This is a genomic window from Pseudomonas sp. P867 (genome assembly GCF_019891455.1).
Classification (GTDB): domain Bacteria; phylum Pseudomonadota; class Gammaproteobacteria; order Pseudomonadales; family Pseudomonadaceae; genus Aquipseudomonas; species Aquipseudomonas synxantha_A.
Genome location: NZ_JAFLXB010000013.1, coordinates 187,781 through 206,509 on the forward strand (window position 1 = coordinate 187,781; position 18,729 = coordinate 206,509).

The following is an 18,729-nucleotide window of genomic DNA, read 5'->3' on the forward strand; positions in this document are numbered from 1 at the left end:
ACAACGCGCGCAAGACTTATGCCACAGCGGCCCTCATTGCGCTTTATCGTGGAGCCCGGTGCAGTACAGCACCAAAATAGCGCCAACGTACGTACCACGGTGCAAGAGCTGCACACATTTGTGGCGTTAGTGTGAGGGTGGATGGTGAATCTACCCAATCAACGGGCTTTGCGCTTTGCGATTGCGGCTTGGCGCAGATGGCGTATCCCGGACAGTTTTTTGCGCATTTCGCGGTGGCGTTTGCTGTTGAGCAGCAGTAACCCCAACAGTGGAAAGAGTACAGCCGAGCCATAGACCAGCTTGTTGAGATCGTATTGAATCATTGGCAGTGCGAACAACAGACAAGCGCCCAAGTACGCCGCTACCAGCCGTGTAGCCCAGGGATAGCCGCGTGCGATCATGACGTTGCCAAAGACAAGCACTGCCACTAGCACCAGGATCGCGCCTACTGAATAGTTGGCCTTGAGCGCAGGATCAACACCGCGCAAATAGGTCACGCCAGCCATGGAAACCGCAGCCGAGCCGGAGAAGATCGCCATGAAAATCGTCCCCATGAATACGGGGAAATAGCGCGCCAGGAATCTGTTTATCGAAGGCGGCTCCTTCACATGCGACTACTCGATCTGACGGTTGATTTGACAGACTGCCGAATGCGACGGATTTCCACGAGTTTCGTGCGCATCTCTCGTTGAACCTTGCTATTAAGTGTCAATAATCCGAGCAATGGGAATAACAGCGCCAACCCATAAAGAACTTTGTGAGGCCGGAATTGAGCCATCGGAACGACAAACAGTAGACAGGCGACGTAGATACCGACCATTACCCACACCCAGGAGGGTCTGCCCCGCAAAATCATAAAGTTACTATGGACCGTCAACAGAATGAGCAGCGCCCCGACAGACATGATCTTGAGCCCCACTTGAGCCATCGGCGCATCACGAAAATAGGTGACGAACGCCAGCGCCACAGCCAACGCCAACGAAAAGTACGCAGCGAATACGCCGCCAATAAACGTCAGAAAGTAATGCCTGAAAAAGTCTCGCAGCGTCATTAACTCGCTCATTCGTTTATTTCCTCATACAACCCTATCGCGATGGTATTGACGTTCCCGGAGTACGCACTCCCGCCGAACCCAACACTTGCGCCCAGGACGTCTTTGATCTGGGTAGTTGTGCTGTGCTTGAGCTGCGTAGGGGTGAAACGCTTGGTGAGTTCGCCCGATGCCTGTCTCAATTTGAGCATCTTCGCGGTCAAGCTGGGATGGTTGATGCTCAGCAGCTCTTTCGTCAGCTTGGCTCTTTCCTGGCGATTCAAACCGCGAAGCACTTCACGCAGACTCTTGCCCGTCGATGCAGTGGCGGCCCTAACCAGCTTGACCGTCGTCAGGGCCGAGGCGCCCACGCCTGCCAGGGATACTGCGTCCAGCACAATGGAAGCATTCTGGTACCAGCCTTCACTGTCGAGCCGGTCTTTAACCTCAGGTTTAGCGACTTCCAGCGCTGTCCGGGCAATGCCGTTGAAACACTGAAGCGAACTTGCGCCGGCAGCCGCATACCCCACCACAACGATGACGGAACTGGCGCCGGCACTGAAAGGCACCAGAATTGTTCCACTGGCGATCGCAGCCCAACTGATGACAGCCCCAAAGCAGGAGACTCCGGTATTCACGGCTTCGCCAATCAGTCGCGATTCTCGAGGATTGCTCACGACATGTTGAGCAAACTGCGTTGGCGCAATGTACTTCTGCGCTTCACGCAAAATGATGCGCTTGGGCTTGATGCTGCAGATGGGCCTGAATTCGCGCAGGGTAATGACGTTGAAGTCGGCGTCGATGTATACGACGCCTGCGCCAACGATACCTGGATCGGCGTCGATGGCCGCAAACAGGCGCGGCAGGTTGATCTGGCTTTCGATGCGCTGGCGCGCCATGAACTGGGAGCGGTTGGAGTCCATGCCGATGCCGAGCAGGGGGTTGCCCATGGGGTGTTCTTCCTTGAAAGGGTGGAGACTGGACTGACGCTATCGGGAGCAAGCCCCCTCCCACATTTTGAATGTATTCACACATTAAAGTGTGGGAGGGGGGCTTGCTCCCGATAGCGATCTAATGGGCGCCACCTTACCAAACAGACTCACCACCGACCAGAAAGCAAAACGCCAGCACGAGGCTGGCGTTCTGCATATTCAAGCGATGATCAACGCGGCACTACCGGCTTGCGCGCAGGCTTGCCGCCCTTGCCCTTGGCCGCATCGGCACGCTCTTTGGCGGCCTGCTTGTTACGCGCCTGAGCAGCCGCCTTGGCTTGCTCACGCTTGTCCCACGGGTTGCTGCCGTCGCTGCCACGGGGCGGCAGGCCGGTGTGCTGGGTAAGGATCCTGGTGGTAGTTTCCTTGGCGACCTTGTGGCTGCCGGCCGGCGTCGAGTTCTTGCGACGGGCGCTCTGGTAGCTGTCGGTGGCCGGCTGGTGCAGCGGGATCAACTGGTCTTTACCCGGCCCGATCAGATCGGCGCGGCCCATGCGCGTCAGTGCTTCACGCAGCATTGGCCAGCCTTTCGGGTCGTGATAACGCAGGAACGCCTTGTGCAGACGGCGCTGCTCTTCGCTCTTGACGATGGTCACCGCGTCGCTCTTGTAGGTGACCTTGCGCAGCGGGTTCTTGCCCGAGTGGTACATCGCGGTGGCGGTGGCCATCGGCGACGGGTAGAACGCCTGCACCTGATCGGCACGGAAGCCGTTGCCCTTGAGCCACAGGGCCAGGTTCATCATGTCTTCATCGGTGGTACCCGGGTGGGCGGCGATGAAGTACGGGATCAGGTACTGCTCCTTGCCCGCTTCCTTGGTGTACTTCTCGAACATGCGCTTGAACTTGTCATAGCTGCCGATGCCCGGTTTCATCATCTGGTTGAGCGGGCCTTCCTCGGTGTGTTCCGGGGCGATCTTCAGGTAGCCACCCACGTGATGGGTCACCAGCTCTTTCACGTACTCAGGCGACTCGACGGCCAGGTCGTAGCGCAGGCCGGAAGCAATCAAAATCTTCTTCACACCCGGCAATGCACGGGCGCTGCGGTACAGCTGGATCAAGGAGGAGTGGTCGGTATTCAGGTTCGGGCAAATGCCGGGGAACACGCACGACGGCTTGCGGCACGCGGATTCGATTTCCGGGCTCTTGCAGGCAATGCGGTACATGTTCGCGGTAGGCCCGCCGAGATCGGAGATCACCCCGGTGAAGCCCGGCACCTTGTCACGGATTTCTTCGATTTCGCGAATGATCGACTCTTCGGAACGGTTCTGGATGATGCGGCCTTCGTGCTCGGTGATCGAGCAGAAGGTGCAGCCGCCGAAGCAGCCACGCATGATGTTTACCGAGAAGCGGATCATGTCGTAGGCCGGGATTTTCTCGTTGCCATACGCAGGGTGCGGCACGCGGGCATAAGGCATACCGAACACGTAGTCCATTTCTTCGGTGGTCATCGGGATGGGCGGCGGGTTGAACCAAACGTCCACGTCACCATGCTTCTGCACCAGGGCGCGGGCGTTGCCTGGGTTGGTTTCCAGGTGCAGCACGCGGTTGGCGTGGGCGTAGAGCACCGCGTCACCGCGGACTTTTTCCACCGACGGCAGGCGGATCACAGTCTTGTCGCGGGTCATGCGCGGGCTGGCCAGGATCTGCACGACCTTGGCTTCTTCCGGGTCATCCACCGGACCTTTCTCTTGCTCGATGGCGCAGGCCTGGGTGTCCTGGGTGTTCACGTACGGGTTGATGATCTTGTCGACCTTGCCCGGGCGGTCGATACGCGTGGAGTCCACTTCGTACCAGCCCGCGGGTGTATCACGGCGAATGAACGCGGTGCCGCGCACGTCGGTGATGTCTTCGATCTTGTGGCCCCACGACAGGCGCTGGGCGACTTCGACAATGGCGCGCTCGGCGTTGCCGTACAGCAGGATATCGGCGGTAGCGTCGATCAGGATCGAGTTGCGCACCCGGTCCTGCCAGTAGTCGTAGTGGGCGATGCGGCGCAGGGAAGCTTCGATGCCGCCAAGCACGATCGGCACGTTCTTGTAGGCTTCCTTGCAGCGCTGGCTGTACACCAGGCTGGCGCGGTCCGGGCGTTTGCCGGCCATGCCGCCTGGGGTGTAGGCGTCGTCGGAGCGGATTTTCTTGTCGGCGGTGTAGCGGTTGATCATCGAGTCCATGTTGCCGGCCGCGACGCCGAAGAACAGGTTCGGCTCGCCGAGCTTCATGAAGTCGTCTTTGGACTGCCAGTTCGGCTGGGCGATGATCCCGACGCGAAAGCCCTGGGACTCCAGCAGCCGGCCGATGATCGCCATGCCGAACGATGGGTGATCCACATACGCATCACCGGTGACGATGATGATGTCGCAGGAATCCCAGCCAAGCTGATCCATCTCCTCCCTGCTCATTGGCAGGAATGGCGCAGGACCGAAACATTCGGCCCAGTACTTGGGATAGTCAAATAACGGCTTGGCTGTTTGCATGACGGTGACCGGTGTTGAGATGAAAAATCGCGGGCGCGGAATATAGCACAAATTTTGACCAATTCCGACGGCAATGGTCGGCTTTTAGCCACACCGCGCCCGACGGTGCTTATAGCCCGGTTTTGCTGGGGGGGCGAGGCCCACATAGGCGCGCTGATCACGCGTCGTCATTGAGGGTGCAACTACCAGGCGTTTTCAGCGCACAGCTTTATGCACCTCTTCTTCTGGTACTGCCGGCCCTAATGTCGCTCAATCTTTCCAACAGAGCGCCTGCCACGCTGCTGTGCCAAGCGCTCTCTTCCCGAGCACACACCATGACCAACTCAGTCACCTTTGATGCAGAGCAACCTGCATTACTCACCCACGAAAGCTGGGCCGAACAACAGATCTTTCAACTGATACAGGAAAACGTAAATGCCTTCATGGGCAAAATGGGCGTGGACGAGCAAAAAGAATACCTGCGTCTGAGCAAGGATCTGGTGGAGCGCGAGCAAACCCTCGGCAACGCCCTCACAGATCTTTACAACGACTTGAGCCAGCAAATGGTCGACGCTCTGGACAGCGCGCTGAAGAGCAAAACCGGCACGGTCATCAACTCGCGTACCACTTACCTGAAGACGCGGATCCGGCAGCTACCGGCCTCCCAGGATGACCTCCCCGCCAACGACCGCCTGGGCAACAACGTGCGCATCTACAAAGAGGACCTGGGCATACGTGAGTACGAACGCTCGATCACCTTGCTGGAGGCGGCGTATCGCAACTTCGGGTTTACTGCGTATTTCTCCACCGAAGAACAACGCGCCAGCTCTATCAGCGGCAACGTCATCAGCGTCAAAGCGTTCGTGGCCGTCGCAAGGAGCGTGGACATCGGCACGCGCATCAGCGACTACATCGAAAAAGAGTTCAAGAAGCGTCTGTCCAATCCGCTATTCGGCCTGCAAAGCACCAAGCTGCTGGTCGCATTGAGGGACGCCTACCGCACCAATGAGTCCTGGAGTATCAGCGAATGGGAATTCAATGAACTTAAAGACTGGCTGTTCGACACCAGCGTGTATTGGGACCTCTACCAACTGGACGCCGGCGGCGAAAAGATTGCCCTGCCGTTCTTTACTCGTCGCTTTGACACGCCCGACGGCTCTTGCGTCTACAGCTACTTCCCGGACCGCCCCAATGGCGCGTTACGCCGACATGCCTCCAGGCAAGACGCCGTGGACTCGCTGCAGGACCAGATCCGCAACGACGTGGGGCTGGCACACTTCAGTTGGTTCATGAAGGCCATCTCCCTGAACAATCAGGAAAAGCTGCGAGCCTTTATCAAACCGCTGAAGGTCAACCGGGACGAGCTCGCCTGGCATGCCAAAATCCTGTATGACCTGTTCGCCAGCAAGACCCCAAACAGACAAAAACTGGCGGTGGAAAAAATCGGCACGGACATCCGTTGCCTCGCCCACACCTTGCCGATCCACCAGGCGTGGCCGATACAATCGGACCTTATCCGACTGGCCCGCACCAATAAACTCGCCGACCAGGAGGCCGCCGTTGCGTTGGCCACCTATCTGGTCAGCGAAACCTTGTCGATGCTGCTGATCCCCCTCCCCGGCGGTGTGACGGGCTTGGGCAAAATCATGTTGGTCGCAATGCTGGGCGCCCTCGTCTATCAGACCTGGTCTGCCATTGCGGCGCTGCGCCGAGGCCAGCAGGCCGAGCTGGTGCAAGCTGTCGGCGACATCCTTGACCTGCTGGTGGGGCTGCGCTTGCAGGGGGCGGCAGCCAAGTTGTCTGCACGCCGCACCCGTCAGTTGATGAACGCGCTGGGTAACCCCAACTATGCTCTTGGCACGAACGGCAAGCCTGGGTTGTGGTTCATCAACGACTACACACAAATCGACCCCAACTACCTGTCGGGAGTTGAACAAAACCCTCAAGGCCTGTTTGAAAAGGACAATCGAAGCTACATCAAGCTACAGGTCGACAACCAAACCAGATTCGCCCAGGTCACCCTCGACAAAATCTCCGGGCGCTATCAACTGGACACGCACGGCTCTTCAAGCATTCAGCCCTACGTTACCTATTCAGCCAAGCATGACCGCTGGACACTCGACCCGATCGATACCCGTGCGCTGAACGAAGCCCAACTGTTGCAGCACATGATCTCGCCCAGCGAGCTGCCGCTGAGCCCGACAGCTTGTAAGCGCTCGCTGGATGTCGCGCGGGTGGATCGCCAGGATCTGCTGGATATCTGGTTCGATCGCCGGCGCGCGCCCGTCGCACTGACGCAGGCCATAGAGAATCAGCAACTGCGCGAAGGGCTCACCCAGTTACAAGCGGCGCTCAGGCAGAGCGATGGCCCGCTGCCGCCCATTGCCGATCAGGTCATGCCTGCGCTACTGGCCGACCTGGGCACCTGCACGATCAAACTGTATGCCCCTGACGGCAAAACCTTGCTGTCCAGCCACGCACCGGTGCTCGCGGGCAACACACAGCCCTTGGCCACAATCGAACTACGCCAGGACGGCCGCGATCGTTACCTGGCACTGGCATTTGGCTCGCCGGTGGGCTCGCTCATGCAACAGGTATTGCAGGAACATGAACGGCTCGTCCCCAATAGCAGGTTGGGTAAGACAGGCCACAGCAGTGAAGATCAACACCTGGCGAGCCGATTGATTGAGCTGAGAAAAAAAATAGCGACACACCTTCAAGCACATCAAGCCGCTGTGTATGAGGCGTTACGCGACGGCCAACCGCGCGACCACCTGAATGCAAAAAATTCAGCAGCTCGGTTTGCACCCACGGCGCTGTCCGGCCAGCCCACCAGTGATGACCTGGCAATCGGCCTGTTGCGGCGTCGCTTTCCGGACCTTTCACGGGCAATGGCTGCAGACTTGCTGCGTCGTCATCCCTCATTACGCGACGTCGGCCTGTACTCCTTCCTGGAAGCTCCGGTACGCGAGGCCATTCACAAAAGTCTTCAACAAAGCATCATCACTGAGGCGCTCAACGCACTTTCGGACCCAAGCGGCCTCGGCCTCAACGCGCACAGTGAAGCCCTGTTCTGCAACCTGCTGACGCTCTTGCCAGGTTGGCCAAGCGATGTCGGCGTGCAGGTGTATCAAGGCTCTACCGATCAGACCGGGCGGACCATCCGTCGAGGATCCCTGCTGGACACCTATGGGAGCGAAGACGCAGACGGCTTCCTCATGTTGGTCAAGTCCGGCACTGAATATGCTGGCTACCGACCGGACAGTGGCGATCTGAAAACGGCGGCCGTCGGGGAAAACAGCTTACTCGGTGCCACCTTGCGCACTCTCACCGAAACCCAACGCAATGAGCTGGGCCTTGGGCGCCACGACACCGCCGTGCTGGCTCAGGACGTGCTTGAGCAAGCGCGCGTACAGCAGGCGCACCTGCCAGAATTCCTCACACAATCGCGGGAGTCGCCGCTATCGAACCAGAGCATCAGTGGTTTGCGGATACCCCACAAGCAGGTGCCGGACAATGCCGATGCAGACGGCGTCCATGCCCTGAGCGGGCGTCAATACGTGACGATCGACGGCGGCACCTATCAAGTCATGCTCGACCGCGATGCTTCCTCGGCGGCAGGCAAAGTCTGGCGCATCGTCAAACCTGGCGATCCCGTGGCGATGGACGCGGCTAACGTCTACAACAGCAGTCGCCTCGGTGCAAGCCACGCCATCAGGCGCAACGCCGCCAATGTCTGGGTCAGCGCCATCGTCGGCGCACCGGGGGGCGTACGAGGCGAGAGACATGACTGGTCGTTCTTCCGGCAATTGGCCGACAGTGCCAGCGCAGCCTTAAATCAACTGCGCAGCCCGCAGCGTCGGGTACACAGCTTGTTCCCGTCATTTGACGAAGGACAGATCAACGCGTTTATCCAGTCTCTTGGCAATGACATTGCTGGCGGGCTGGATAGACGAGAAGCCGAGTACAGAAACCTCAGCAGGGAGTTGAAGGCATGGCGACATGCAAACGCTTCCGAATCTACAAGCTGGGCCAAGCTTGCTACCGATGAGATCAAGCGCTGCTGGCGTCGTGAGACCGGGACATCATTCACAATGCCGTCAGGCACCTCCGCGCTTCCCGGGTTGAAAGCCGACTTCAGCCATGTGCGGGAGTTGGATCTTGTGTCGATTAACTGGTCGGATGCGACGGATACGTTCATGAGAAATTTCTCCAACCTGGAGCGACTGAGCATCACACACTCCAAGCTCGACAAACTCCCCACCGCGATCGGCAACATGAGTCAATTGACCACGCTGAACTTGAGTTCGAACCAGATCAGGCTGGATGTACCCAGTGCTGAAAAATTGGCCGGCCTTACCCAGCTTGAACATATCGATCTATCGGAAAACCCGCTGGGGATAACGCCCGACTTCAGCGGTATGTCGAAACTGCAAACATTGGACCTCAGCAGTACAAAGATCGATCAGTGGCCCACCGGCCTACTGAGTCAGACCAACCTGAAAAGCCTCAACTTGCTCAATAACAAACTGCGTGCAGTTCCCGAAACCTACCTGAAACCGCCGGCCGACCAGCTGGAAACCATCGTCCAGATCAATAACGTCACCCAGCTACAAGGCAATGACTTTCCCTCTCAATACTGGAGAAAATTCGAAAGCTACTGGCGCAATCTGCATGAAAACCATCCGGACCTGATCAAAGACGCAATTGACAGCGCGTTTGACTCGGGTAACCCCAGGATAGAAAGGTATCAGCGGCTGTATCCGGGCAAGACCCTCAAGCAGGCTAGGGAGTTTCTTTGGAGCTTGCCCAAAGGAACAGTGGCGGCAGAGTTGGACAGACTCGAACTTGAGTTCCATAAGCTCCAAACCCAACTGGACGCCTGGGCGTTTTCAGGCGGTGTTCGCCGCCAGGGTTATGTTCGCTCTGGCCAACTCGCAACCAATGCAGTGACTTGGGACGATCGTAACATCGCCCTGGAACGCATTTTGAGTTGCTGGAGACAGGAAACACCGCAGATGCTGGCCAAGGATGGCACACCGATTGGCCTGGAACTCGATCTCAGTGGCCTGAGGCTGCCGAGTCTGCCGGACCTGGACGTGGACTTCAGTCACGTAGGCTCACTCAAACTGAACAACATGTACCTAAGCGTTTCTCCAGAAAGCTTCCTGACACGATACCGACACGTACGCTGGCTCGACCTGGCAGATAATCAGCTCAGGGACCTTCCTCCAGCCTTGGGCGAAATGCATGGGCTCACCCGTTTATATCTGCAGAACAACCGGATTCGCCTGACCCCGGACACCGCCCGCATCCTGGCGGAACGCGTCACGCTCAGAGGCCTCGTATTACAGGGAAACCAACAACTAGGCGTGACACCCGACTTCAGCCAGATGCCCGACATCCGCTCGATTAATCTGTCGGGTACAGGCATTGAGACATGGCCGACCGGCCTGGCAGAGCAACCGCTACTGGACACGATCGACCTGAGTGCCAATCAGATAACAGAGATTCCTGACTCCGTCATCGCGCCTACAGACGCGCTCCTGCCCCGTTCGGCACGGCTCAATAACTTGACCTCTGTTACCGGTAATCCGTTGTCCGATCAAACGTTGGCACGGGTCAGGCGTTACGCAGCCCGGTTGATCACAGCCGGACTCGCCGAAGTGGGGCAGCCAAACCGTTTAGTGGTCACATCCACGCTAAACAGACCGCCAGCACCCTTTAGAAATCGGGGCGACGAGTCGTTTCGACGCTTGACCAAGGGATTGGACTCAGCTCAGGTTTCGGCCAGGCGATCGCAATGGACTACGCTACGCGAACAGCAGGGGGCGGATCCCTTCTTCGACCTGCTCAAGCGTCTAGAGCAACTGGGTACGGGCCAGGAGGATCATCGGCGAAGAGTCTGGGAGTTGATCGACGCTATTACCGAAAACAGTTCGGAGTCCGAACAGTTGCGCAAAGAAATCTTCGATCGAGCCGGCGAACCTGCGTGCTGCGACCGAGCGGCCTTCTCGTTCGGCAACCTGGAAACCGCAGTCCTGGTATACAGGGCCCAAAGTCAGGCGATGGATCAGTCACAAGGCAAGCCGTTATCGGCATTGTCCAGAAGCCTGTTCCGATTGCATGAAGTGGACAAAATCGCCTCAGCCGACATCCTGCGCAGCGAAACGATTGTCAACGATCCGACGGTATCGGAAGAAGCGAAGCGCCCGCATCGCCTGCGCCTGGGCGAGGAGGTCGAGATCAGACTGGCTTATCGCTACGGCCTTAAAGACCGCCTCCAACTGCCTGGGCAGCCTCAGCGGACGGCATACACCCATATGGGTGGAGTCACACAGGGCATGCTAGACAGCGCCTATGAAAAAATAGTGGCACTGGATAATTCACCCGAGGAATTCCAGGCGCTGCTTTCCAGAGAGTTCTGGCAAGTCTATATAACCAACAAATATCAGGCGCAATTCGAAGCGCAGCGTCAGCCCTTTCAGGAACGACTTGAGGCACTACGCGATAGTCTTACCGCCGGTTTACTGTCGAAAGCGGCCTACAAGGAGCAAACCGATAGCCAGCAGGCCCTGCTTGCGATTGAAGAAGCCGAGCTGATCCAGACACTGACTCGACAAATCCTGGCCGAGTGACTCGGCCAACGGTTACTCGTCGTCGTCGAAGTTGTAACTGCCCGGCGCCAGGTTCTCGAAGCGCGTGTACTTACCGATGAACGCCAGGCGAATAAAGCCGATCGGGCCGTTACGCTGCTTGCCGATAATGATCTCGGCAATGCCCTTGTGTTCCGTTTCGGGGTGGTACACCTCGTCGCGGTACACGAACATGATCACGTCGGCGTCCTGCTCGATCGCTCCGGATTCACGCAAGTCGGAGTTCACCGGACGCTTGTTGGGGCGTTGTTCCAGGGAGCGGTTGAGCTGGGACAGCGCCACCACCGGGCAGTTGAATTCCTTGGCCAGGGCTTTGAGGGACCGGGAGATTTCGGAAATCTCGTTGGTACGGTTATCGCCGCTGGAACCGGGAATCTGCATCAACTGCAGGTAGTCGATCATGATCAGGGCGATATCGCCGTGTTCACGTACCAGGCGGCGGGTACGCGCACGCATCTCGGACGGGCTGATACCGGCCGTGTCGTCGATGAACAGCTTGCGGTCATTGAGCAGGTTGACAGCCGAGGTCAAACGCGGCCAATCGTCGTCTTCCAACTGGCCGGAACGCACTTTGGTCTGGTCGATACGACCCAGGGACGAAAGCATACGCATGATCAGCGATTCGCCTGGCATTTCGAGGGAGTACACCAATACCGCCTTGTCGCTGCGCAGTACGGCGTTTTCCACCAGGTTCATCGCAAAGGTGGTCTTACCCATGGACGGACGGCCGGCGACGATGATCAGGTCGGACGGCTGCAGGCCGCTGGTCTTTTCGTCGAGGTCGGTGTAGCCGGTGGAAATACCGGTAATGGCCGCGTCGGTGTTGAACAAGGTATCGATACGGTCGATAGCCTTGGTCAGCAGGTCGTTGACACTGACCGGGCCACCGGTTTTGGGCCGCGCTTCGGCGATCTGGAAGATCTGGCGTTCGGCTTCATCAAGGATCTCGGCGGCGGTACGGCCTTCCGGGTTGAAGGCGCTGTCGGCGATTTCGGTGCTGATGCCGATCAACTGGCGCAGGGTGGCGCGCTCGCGGACGATCTGCGCATAGGCCTTGATGTTGGCGACGGACGGCGTGTTTTTCGCCAGTTCACCGAGGTAGCCCAGCCCGCCAACCTGGGAGGTCTGGCCTTCCTTGTCCAGCTGCTCGGCCAGGGTCACCACGTCGATCGGTGAGTTCTGGTCGGCCAGCTTGGCGATGGCGCGGAAGATCAGGCGGTGGTCATGGCGATAGAAGTCACCGTCCGAGACTTGATCCAGCACGCGTTCCCAGGCGTTGTTGTCCAGCATCAAGCCACCGAGCACGGCCTGTTCGGCCTCGATGGAATGCGGCGGCACCTTCAGGGCAGCGGTTTGCAGATCGTATTGCTCAGGAGCGGAGATTTCGTTCATGGCCACTTGGAATTTAAGGGTGTGTAGAAAAACAAAAGGCACGACCTGTAAACAGGATCGTGCCCGATGTTAACCGGCTGACACGCGAGGTGCCAGTCAGTTAGGTGCGACTTAAGCTGCTACCACGACAACGCGTACGGTGGCTTCAACTTCGGCGTGCAGGTGCACGGCTACGTCGAATTCGCCTACGTTGCGGATGGTGCCGTTCGGCAGACGAACTTCGCTCTTCTGCACTTCAACGCCGGAGGCGGTCAGTGCATCAGCGATGTCGTGGGTGCCGATCGAACCGAACAGCTTGCCTTCGTCACCGGCGGTGGCAGTGATAGTCACTTCCAGCTCAGCCAGTTGGGCAGCGCGAGTTTCGGCCGAAGCTTTTTTGTCTGCTGCGGCTTTTTCCAGCTCAGCACGACGCTCTTCAAACGCAGCCAGGTTGGCAGCGGTTGCAGCGGTGGCTTTGCCGTATGGCAGCAGGTAGTTACGACCGTAGCCGGCCTTAACGTTCACTTTGTCGCCCAGGTTGCCCAGGTTGGCGACTTTTTCCAGAAGGATCAGTTGCATGTGAAAATCCTCTAACTTTTAACCTTCACCGTTCGCGCTATCGGCATCTTTCGACGCCAGACGTCCGCGAAAATCAATCAGGCCGTCGACAATGGCCAGAACCACGAGTAACGGATAGATCAGCTGCATGAACAGCAACAGCGTGACGTACAACCCCACCAGCCAGAACCTGGCCAGGCGCTTTCGCGCAACCAGCCCGTGAATCAGGGCCAGCCCGGCAAACACCAGCGGTACGCTGCAAATCGGCGCCAGCAAGGCCATCTGTGGACCGAAGTTCGGTCCGACAACCATGCACGCCAGCAGCAACATCGCCGGCCCCGCAGGGATTCTGATACTGCGAAACTCGCGACCAAAACCACCCGGGTTGTACAACAACGCCTGCCAATAACGCCCAAGAATCAGGCTCAGCACGCTGACGACCTGCAACAATGCCGCAATCAGGCCGGTCAGGACCGGGGCAATCAGTGACGCAAACCGCGCTCGCTCATCTACCGACAACTGCTGGTAGAGATCCCCGAGAGCCAGTGGCAGGATCTTGACGATCTCCTGCGACAGCGCCTCGATTTGCGGGCGGAAAGCCGCGCCAAGCATCACTGAGTACACCAACCCCAATGCCACGCTGACCAGCAGCGTACGGACCCAGGACTCACTTGCGCGCAGAACCAACGCAAGGCTCGATGACCCCAGCAGTACCAGAAGTACCCGTGGATCACCCATTTGCAGCCACCAGATCAAGGCCGGCAACAAACCCAGGGCAAGAACGCCAAGGGCGTCCTTCAAACCGCGCCGCAGCAGCACAAGGCAACCTGCGGCAGCACCCAACCAATAAAGCAACGGCAATGCCGCACAGCCAGCCACTACCAGAGTGGCCTGCACGCGACCGCGCATGATGAACTCAGCTAAGGCGCGCATGCATTCAATCCCTTACTACTTGTCGACTGCCCGGTCTCAGCGGCCGTGGCTGTCGGTGTAGGCCAGCAGGGCCAGGAAGCGGGCGCGCTTGATAGCGGTGGCCAGCTGACGCTGATAACGTGCTTTGGTACCGGTGATACGGCTTGGAACGATTTTGCCGGTCTCGGATACGTAAGCTTTCAGAGTGTTGAGATCTTTGTAATCGATCTCTTTCACGTCTTCAGCGGTGAAGCGGCAGAATTTACGACGACGGAAGAAACGTGCCATTTGATAGGCTCCTTAATAAGGTCCGTGGATTACTCGTCAGCGTTATCGCTGTTGTCACTGTCATCAGCGCTATCATCAGCGCCTTCTTCAGGACGGTCGCGACGCTCACGGCGCTCACTGCGGTTTTCTTCAGCCTTGAGCATCTCGGATTGGCCGGTAACGGCTTCTTCGCGACGGATGACCAGGTTACGGATCACTGCATCGTTGTAGCGGAAGTTGTCTTCCAGCTCGGCCAGGGCCTTGCCAGTGCACTCAACGTTCAGCATCACGTAGTGAGCCTTGTGAACATTGTTGATTGCGTAGGCCAGTTGACGACGGCCCCAATCTTCCAGACGGTGGATTTTGCCGCCGTCTTCTTCGATCAGCTTGGTGTAACGCTCAACCATGCCGCCGACTTGCTCGCTTTGATCCGGGTGGACCAAAAAGATGATTTCGTAATGACGCATGAATGCTCCTTACGGGTTGTAGCCTGCCGCTCAAAAACGGTCAGACAAGGAGTGAATGACACTTATGGATCTTGCCGTAGGGGAGGCACATCGGTGCCTGCCAGGAAGGCAAGGGGCGCAATTGTAGAGAAGGGGGAGAAGCGGCGCAAGGTGATTGGTGATTATTTGAACAACTTTCCAAACACCACAAAATTAAATGTGGGAGGGGGCTTGCTCCCGATTGCGAGAGTTCAGTCACATCATCTGTAACTGACCCACCGCTATCGGGAGCAAGCCCCCTCCCACATTTTGGTTCTGTGCCAGGCTCGGGATTACTTCTTGGCTTTGACCTTGGCACCACGCTGACGCTGGGCTTCAAACAGGCACACGCCCGTCGCCACCGATACGTTCAGGCTGCTGACGCTACCGGCCATCGGCAAGTGCACCAGATAATCGCAATGCTCACGGGTCAAACGACGCATGCCTTTGCCTTCGGCGCCCATGATCAGGATGGTCGGGCCGGTCAAGTCCTGGTCATAAATGCTGACCTCGGCCTCGCCTGCCGTACCCACGACCCACAGGCCGCGCTGCTGGAGTTTCTCCAGGGTGCGCGCCAGGTTGGTCACGGCCACCAGCGGAATCACTTCTGCCGCGCCGCAAGCCACTTTGCGCACCACCGGCGTCAAGGTTGCAGACTTGTCTTTAGGCACGATCACCGCAAGCGCGCCGGCAGCATCTGCCGAACGCAGGCAGGCGCCGAGGTTGTGCGGGTCGGTCACGCCGTCCAGTACCAGCAACAGAGGCGCGCCTTCGGTACGGTCGAGCAGCTCGTCGAGCATCGCCTCGCCCCATACCTGGCTCGGGCTGACGTCCGCGACCACGCCCTGGTGTACACCTTCAACCCACACGTCCATTTCACGACGCTCGGCCTGGCCGATGGCAACCTTGTTTTGGGTGGCCAGTTCGACCAGCGCCTGCACACGCGGCTCACTGCGGCCTTCGGCCAACCAAACCTGCTTGACCCGCTTGGGGTGATGACGCAGCAGTGCTTCTACGGCGTGCACGCCGTAGATTTTTTCCAAACTCATGACTTGGCCTTAGGTTTGCGCGACCCGCCGCTTTTCGCGGGGGCAGAGCCCGCTTTTGGCGGGCCTTTACGATGTTTACTTGGCTTGCTCGACGGTTTTTCCGCCCCTTGGGACTTTCCCCCAGACGCCGCTTTACCACCACTTTTGGCTTCGTTGAGCAGCTGCTGCTTCAACTCGCGGCTCTTGCGCAGCTCGGCGTTTTTCGCCGCGGCATCGCTTGGGCGGTAGGCTTCAGGAGCCTTGTCCTTGGCGGAAGAGCGACGCCCCGACTTGGCAGGTGCAGGCTCGGCAGCCGTCTTCGCGCCAGTGGCCTTGCCTTTGGAGGCCGGCGCTGCGGTTTCGCTGCCACGCTTTTTGCGGCCAGCCGGCTCAGCGGGCTTGTCAGGCATACCGAAGTCGATCTTGCGTTCGTCCAGATCGACGCGCATGACCTGCACTTCGACGGTATCGCCCAAGCGGAAGCTGCGACCGGTGCGCTCGCCCGCCAGACGGTGGTGCACAGGATCGAAGTGGTAGTAGTCACCCGGCAAGGCGGTGACATGCACCAGGCCCTCGACGTAGATGTCGGTCAGTTCCACGAACAGACCAAAGCCAGTCACAGCAGTGATCACGCCCGGGAACGATTCGCCCACGCGATCCTTCATGAACTCGCACTTGAGCCAGTTCACTACGTCGCGGGTGGCTTCGTCGGCGCGGCGCTCGCTCATGGAGCACTGCTCGCCCAACTGCTCCAGGGCCGCCTCGTCGTACGGATAGATCCGCGCCTTCGGAATGGTCATGGCACCGGCGCGCTTGACGTGCGGGGTGTTCTGCCTGGAGTGGATCACGCTGCGGATCGCCCGGTGCGTGAGCAAATCCGGGTAACGACGGATCGGCGACGTGAAGTGGGTGTACGCCTCGTAGTTGAGGCCAAAGTGGCCCTGGTTATCGGCGCTGTACACCGCCTGGCTCAGGGAACGCAGCATCACGGTCTGAATCACGTGGTAATCCGGACGATCCTTGATGCTGGCCAGCAGAGCCTGGTAATCCTTGGGCGTCGGGCCGTCCTTGCCTTTATGCAGGGACAGGCCAAGCTCACCAAGGAAGGCGCGCAGTTTTTCCAGACGTTCCGGCGGCGGGCCGTCGTGGACGCGGTACAGCGCAGGAATTTCGTGCTTCTTCAGGAACTCGGCAGTGGCCACGTTGGCCGCCAGCATGCATTCCTCAATCAACTTGTGCGCGTCGTTACGGGTGGTCGGGGTGATAGCGGCGATCTTGCGCTCGGAACCGAAAACAATCCGGGTTTCCTGGGTTTCAAAATCGATCGCGCCACGGGTATGACGGGCGCCCAGCAACACCTTGTACAGCGAGTACAACTGCTTGAGGTGTGGGACCACGCCAGCGTACTCGGTACGCAGGGCCTTGGCTTCGCTGGTCTTCGGTGTTTCCAGAATGGTGCTGACCTTGTTGTAGGTCAGGCGTGCCTGGGAGTGAATCACCGCTTCGTAGAACTGGTAGTCGGTCATTTCGCCGGTTTTGGAGATGGTCATCTCGCACACCATGGCCAAACGGTCGACTTTCGGGTTCAGGGAGCACAAGCCGTTGGACAGCTGCTCAGGCAGCATCGGGATCACGCGCTCAGGGAAGTACACGGAGTTGCCGCGCACCTGGGCTTCGTTATCCAGGGCCGAACCGATCTTCACGTAGCTGGACACGTCGGCAATCGCGACGTACAGCTTCCAGCCGCCGGAGAACAGGCGCAGCTTGCCAGGCTTGGCTTCGCAGTAGACCGCATCATCAAAGTCGCGGGCATCTTCGCCGTCAATGGTGACGAACGGCAGATGACGCAGGTCGATGCGTTTTTCTTTGTCTTTCTCTTCGACTTCCGGCTTGAGCTTGGCGGCTTCCTTGAGCACGGCATCAGGCCAGACGTGAGGAATATCGTAGGTGCGCAGCGCAACGTCGATTTCCATGCCGGGCGCCATGTAGTTGCCGACCACTTCAACGATATCGCCCTGGGGCTGGAAGCGCGCCGTTGGCCAATGGGTGATTTTCACCTCGACGAACTGGCCGACCTTGGCGGCACCGTTGCGGCCGGGGGTGATCAGCACTTCCTGCTGGACCTTCGGGTTATCCGGAACCACAAAGCCGATGCCGCCTTCTTCGAAGTAACGGCCGACGATGGACTCGTGGGCACGGGACACCACTTCGACGATCACGCCTTCGCGACGACCGCGACGGTCCAGACCGGAAACCCGCGCCAGGGCGCGGTCGCCATCGAACACCAGGCGCATTTGCGCCGGGCTCATGAACAGATCGTCACTGCCGTCATCCGGGATCAGGAAGCCGAAACCGTCACGATGGCCGGCAATGCGGCCCAGGATCAGGTCGAGCTTGTCTACCGGCGCGTAAGTGCCACGACGGGTGTAGATCAATTGAGCATCGCGCTCCATCGCACGCAGACGGCGGCGCAGGGCTTCGAGCTGGTCTTCGGTGGTCAGACCGAATTCTTCGACCAACTGCTCGCGGCTAGCAGGCGAACCACGATCGGCGAGGTGCGCCAGGATCAGTTCGCGGCTAGGAATAGGGTTTTCATATTTTTCCGCTTCACGAGCGGCCTCGGGATCGAGGGACTGCCAATCGGCCATTAGAGAGTTTTCACCTTGTCTATATGTGGGTTAGTTTGGCATACGCGTATTGAAACGGGAAATTTCAGGTATCAACAAGCGTTTAAAAGACCTTTACGCCCCCCGCCGCGCACCTTGCACGACCACTGGCGAAATTTTCCAGGGTTTTTTCATGGCAGGGGTTTACAGCTCAAATATCGCTCCGTATAGTGCGCGCCATCGACGACGGCAACGTTGTCAGATAATGCCCAGGTGGTGAAATTGGTAGACACGCCAGCTTCAGGTGCTGGTGATCGCAAGGTCGTGGAAGTTCGAGTCTTCTCCTGGGCACCAAATTCAGATCAAACCCG

The 18,729-nt window shown here is 58.7% G+C and carries 12 protein-coding genes and 1 tRNA gene; 2 read left to right on the top strand and 11 right to left on the bottom strand.

The features are described 5' to 3' along the window. Positions 1-158: 158 nt before the first annotated feature. The 4 genes from J1G33_RS22170 to J1G33_RS22185 all read right to left on the bottom strand — a co-directional run bounded on the left by J1G33_RS22170 (position 159) and on the right by J1G33_RS22185 (position 4,496). Positions 159-554, bottom strand: a complete 396-nt coding sequence (locus J1G33_RS22170; RefSeq protein ID WP_050549359.1) for a hypothetical protein — start codon at positions 552-554, stop codon at positions 159-161. Between the two features lie 50 nt (positions 555-604). After that, entirely contained in the window at positions 605-1,063 is a 459-nt protein-coding gene (locus tag J1G33_RS22175) for a hypothetical protein (protein ID WP_032878185.1), read from the bottom strand. Further along, positions 1,060-1,980, bottom strand: coding sequence for an NAD synthetase (locus J1G33_RS22180; RefSeq protein ID WP_216090661.1), 921 nt, complete (start codon positions 1,978-1,980; stop codon positions 1,060-1,062). Before J1G33_RS22180 ends, J1G33_RS22175 begins: the two co-directional genes overlap by 4 nt. A gap of 212 nt (positions 1,981-2,192) precedes the next feature. After that, the gene (locus tag J1G33_RS22185; RefSeq protein WP_005784258.1) at positions 2,193-4,496 is read right to left on the bottom strand and encodes a YgiQ family radical SAM protein; all 2,304 of its coding nucleotides are present in this window, start codon (positions 4,494-4,496) and stop codon (positions 2,193-2,195) included. Between the two features lie 314 nt (positions 4,497-4,810). Here J1G33_RS22185 and J1G33_RS22190 point away from each other — a divergent pair, with 314 nt between their 5' ends. Next, on the top strand, positions 4,811-11,113 hold the full coding sequence (locus J1G33_RS22190; RefSeq protein WP_223018755.1) for an NEL-type E3 ubiquitin ligase domain-containing protein: 6,303 nt from the start codon (positions 4,811-4,813) through the stop codon (positions 11,111-11,113). Between the two features lie 12 nt (positions 11,114-11,125). On the opposite strand, the gene dnaB is transcribed toward J1G33_RS22190, so the two are convergent. The 7 genes from dnaB to rnr form a co-directional block, all read right to left on the bottom strand. After that, complete coding sequence (dnaB, locus tag J1G33_RS22195) at positions 11,126-12,523, bottom strand: replicative DNA helicase (protein ID WP_003188079.1); 1,398 nt, start codon at positions 12,521-12,523, stop codon at positions 11,126-11,128. 111 nt (positions 12,524-12,634) lie between these two features. Continuing rightward, positions 12,635-13,081, bottom strand: coding sequence for a 50S ribosomal protein L9 (gene rplI / locus J1G33_RS22200; RefSeq protein ID WP_003171376.1), 447 nt, complete (start codon positions 13,079-13,081; stop codon positions 12,635-12,637). Positions 13,082-13,099: 18 nt separating this feature from the next. After that, on the bottom strand, positions 13,100-13,993 hold the full coding sequence (locus tag J1G33_RS22205; protein ID WP_005784252.1) for a hypothetical protein: 894 nt from the start codon (positions 13,991-13,993) through the stop codon (positions 13,100-13,102). 36 nt (positions 13,994-14,029) lie between these two features. Beyond that, positions 14,030-14,260 carry a 30S ribosomal protein S18 gene (gene rpsR / locus J1G33_RS22210; RefSeq protein ID WP_002551829.1) on the bottom strand — a complete coding sequence of 77 codons (231 nt, stop codon included), beginning with the start codon at positions 14,258-14,260 and terminating at the stop codon, positions 14,030-14,032. A gap of 29 nt (positions 14,261-14,289) precedes the next feature. Beyond that, on the bottom strand, positions 14,290-14,706 hold the full coding sequence (gene rpsF / locus J1G33_RS22215; protein WP_005784250.1) for a 30S ribosomal protein S6: 417 nt from the start codon (positions 14,704-14,706) through the stop codon (positions 14,290-14,292). A gap of 311 nt (positions 14,707-15,017) precedes the next feature. Further along, entirely contained in the window at positions 15,018-15,773 is a 756-nt protein-coding gene (rlmB, locus tag J1G33_RS22220; RefSeq protein WP_021493242.1) for a 23S rRNA (guanosine(2251)-2'-O)-methyltransferase RlmB, read from the bottom strand. Beyond that, the gene (gene rnr, locus J1G33_RS22225; RefSeq protein WP_148852921.1) at positions 15,770-18,400 is read right to left on the bottom strand and encodes a ribonuclease R; all 2,631 of its coding nucleotides are present in this window, start codon (positions 18,398-18,400) and stop codon (positions 15,770-15,772) included. Before rnr ends, rlmB begins: the two co-directional genes overlap by 4 nt. A 225-nt stretch (positions 18,401-18,625) precedes the next feature. On the opposite strand from rnr, the gene J1G33_RS22230 reads away from it, so the two are divergent. Beyond that, positions 18,626-18,712: transfer RNA gene (locus J1G33_RS22230), tRNA-Leu, on the top strand. Positions 18,713-18,729: the final 17 nt, after the last annotated feature.

Excerpts from the sequence above, each read along its gene's own strand:
- J1G33_RS22170 (WP_050549359.1), bottom strand. The coding sequence starts at position 554 with ATGGGGACGATTTTCATGGCGATCTTCTCCGGCTCGGCTGCGGTTTCC.
- J1G33_RS22175 (WP_032878185.1), bottom strand. The coding sequence starts at position 1,063 with ATGAGCGAGTTAATGACGCTGCGAGACTTTTTCAGGCATTACTTTCTG.
- J1G33_RS22180 (WP_216090661.1), bottom strand. The coding sequence starts at position 1,980 with ATGGGCAACCCCCTGCTCGGCATCGGCATGGACTCCAACCGCTCCCAG.
- J1G33_RS22185 (WP_005784258.1), bottom strand. The coding sequence starts at position 4,496 with ATGCAAACAGCCAAGCCGTTATTTGACTATCCCAAGTACTGGGCCGAA.
- J1G33_RS22190 (WP_223018755.1), top strand. The coding sequence starts at position 4,811 with ATGACCAACTCAGTCACCTTTGATGCAGAGCAACCTGCATTACTCACC.
- dnaB (WP_003188079.1), bottom strand. The coding sequence starts at position 12,523 with ATGAACGAAATCTCCGCTCCTGAGCAATACGATCTGCAAACCGCTGCC.
- rplI (WP_003171376.1), bottom strand. The coding sequence starts at position 13,081 with ATGCAACTGATCCTTCTGGAAAAAGTCGCCAACCTGGGCAACCTGGGC.
- J1G33_RS22205 (WP_005784252.1), bottom strand. The coding sequence starts at position 13,993 with ATGCGCGCCTTAGCTGAGTTCATCATGCGCGGTCGCGTGCAGGCCACT.
- rpsR (WP_002551829.1), bottom strand. The coding sequence starts at position 14,260 with ATGGCACGTTTCTTCCGTCGTCGTAAATTCTGCCGCTTCACCGCTGAA.
- rpsF (WP_005784250.1), bottom strand. The coding sequence starts at position 14,706 with ATGCGTCATTACGAAATCATCTTTTTGGTCCACCCGGATCAAAGCGAG.
- rlmB (WP_021493242.1), bottom strand. The coding sequence starts at position 15,773 with ATGAGTTTGGAAAAAATCTACGGCGTGCACGCCGTAGAAGCACTGCTG.
- rnr (WP_148852921.1), bottom strand. The coding sequence starts at position 18,400 with ATGGCCGATTGGCAGTCCCTCGATCCCGAGGCCGCTCGTGAAGCGGAA.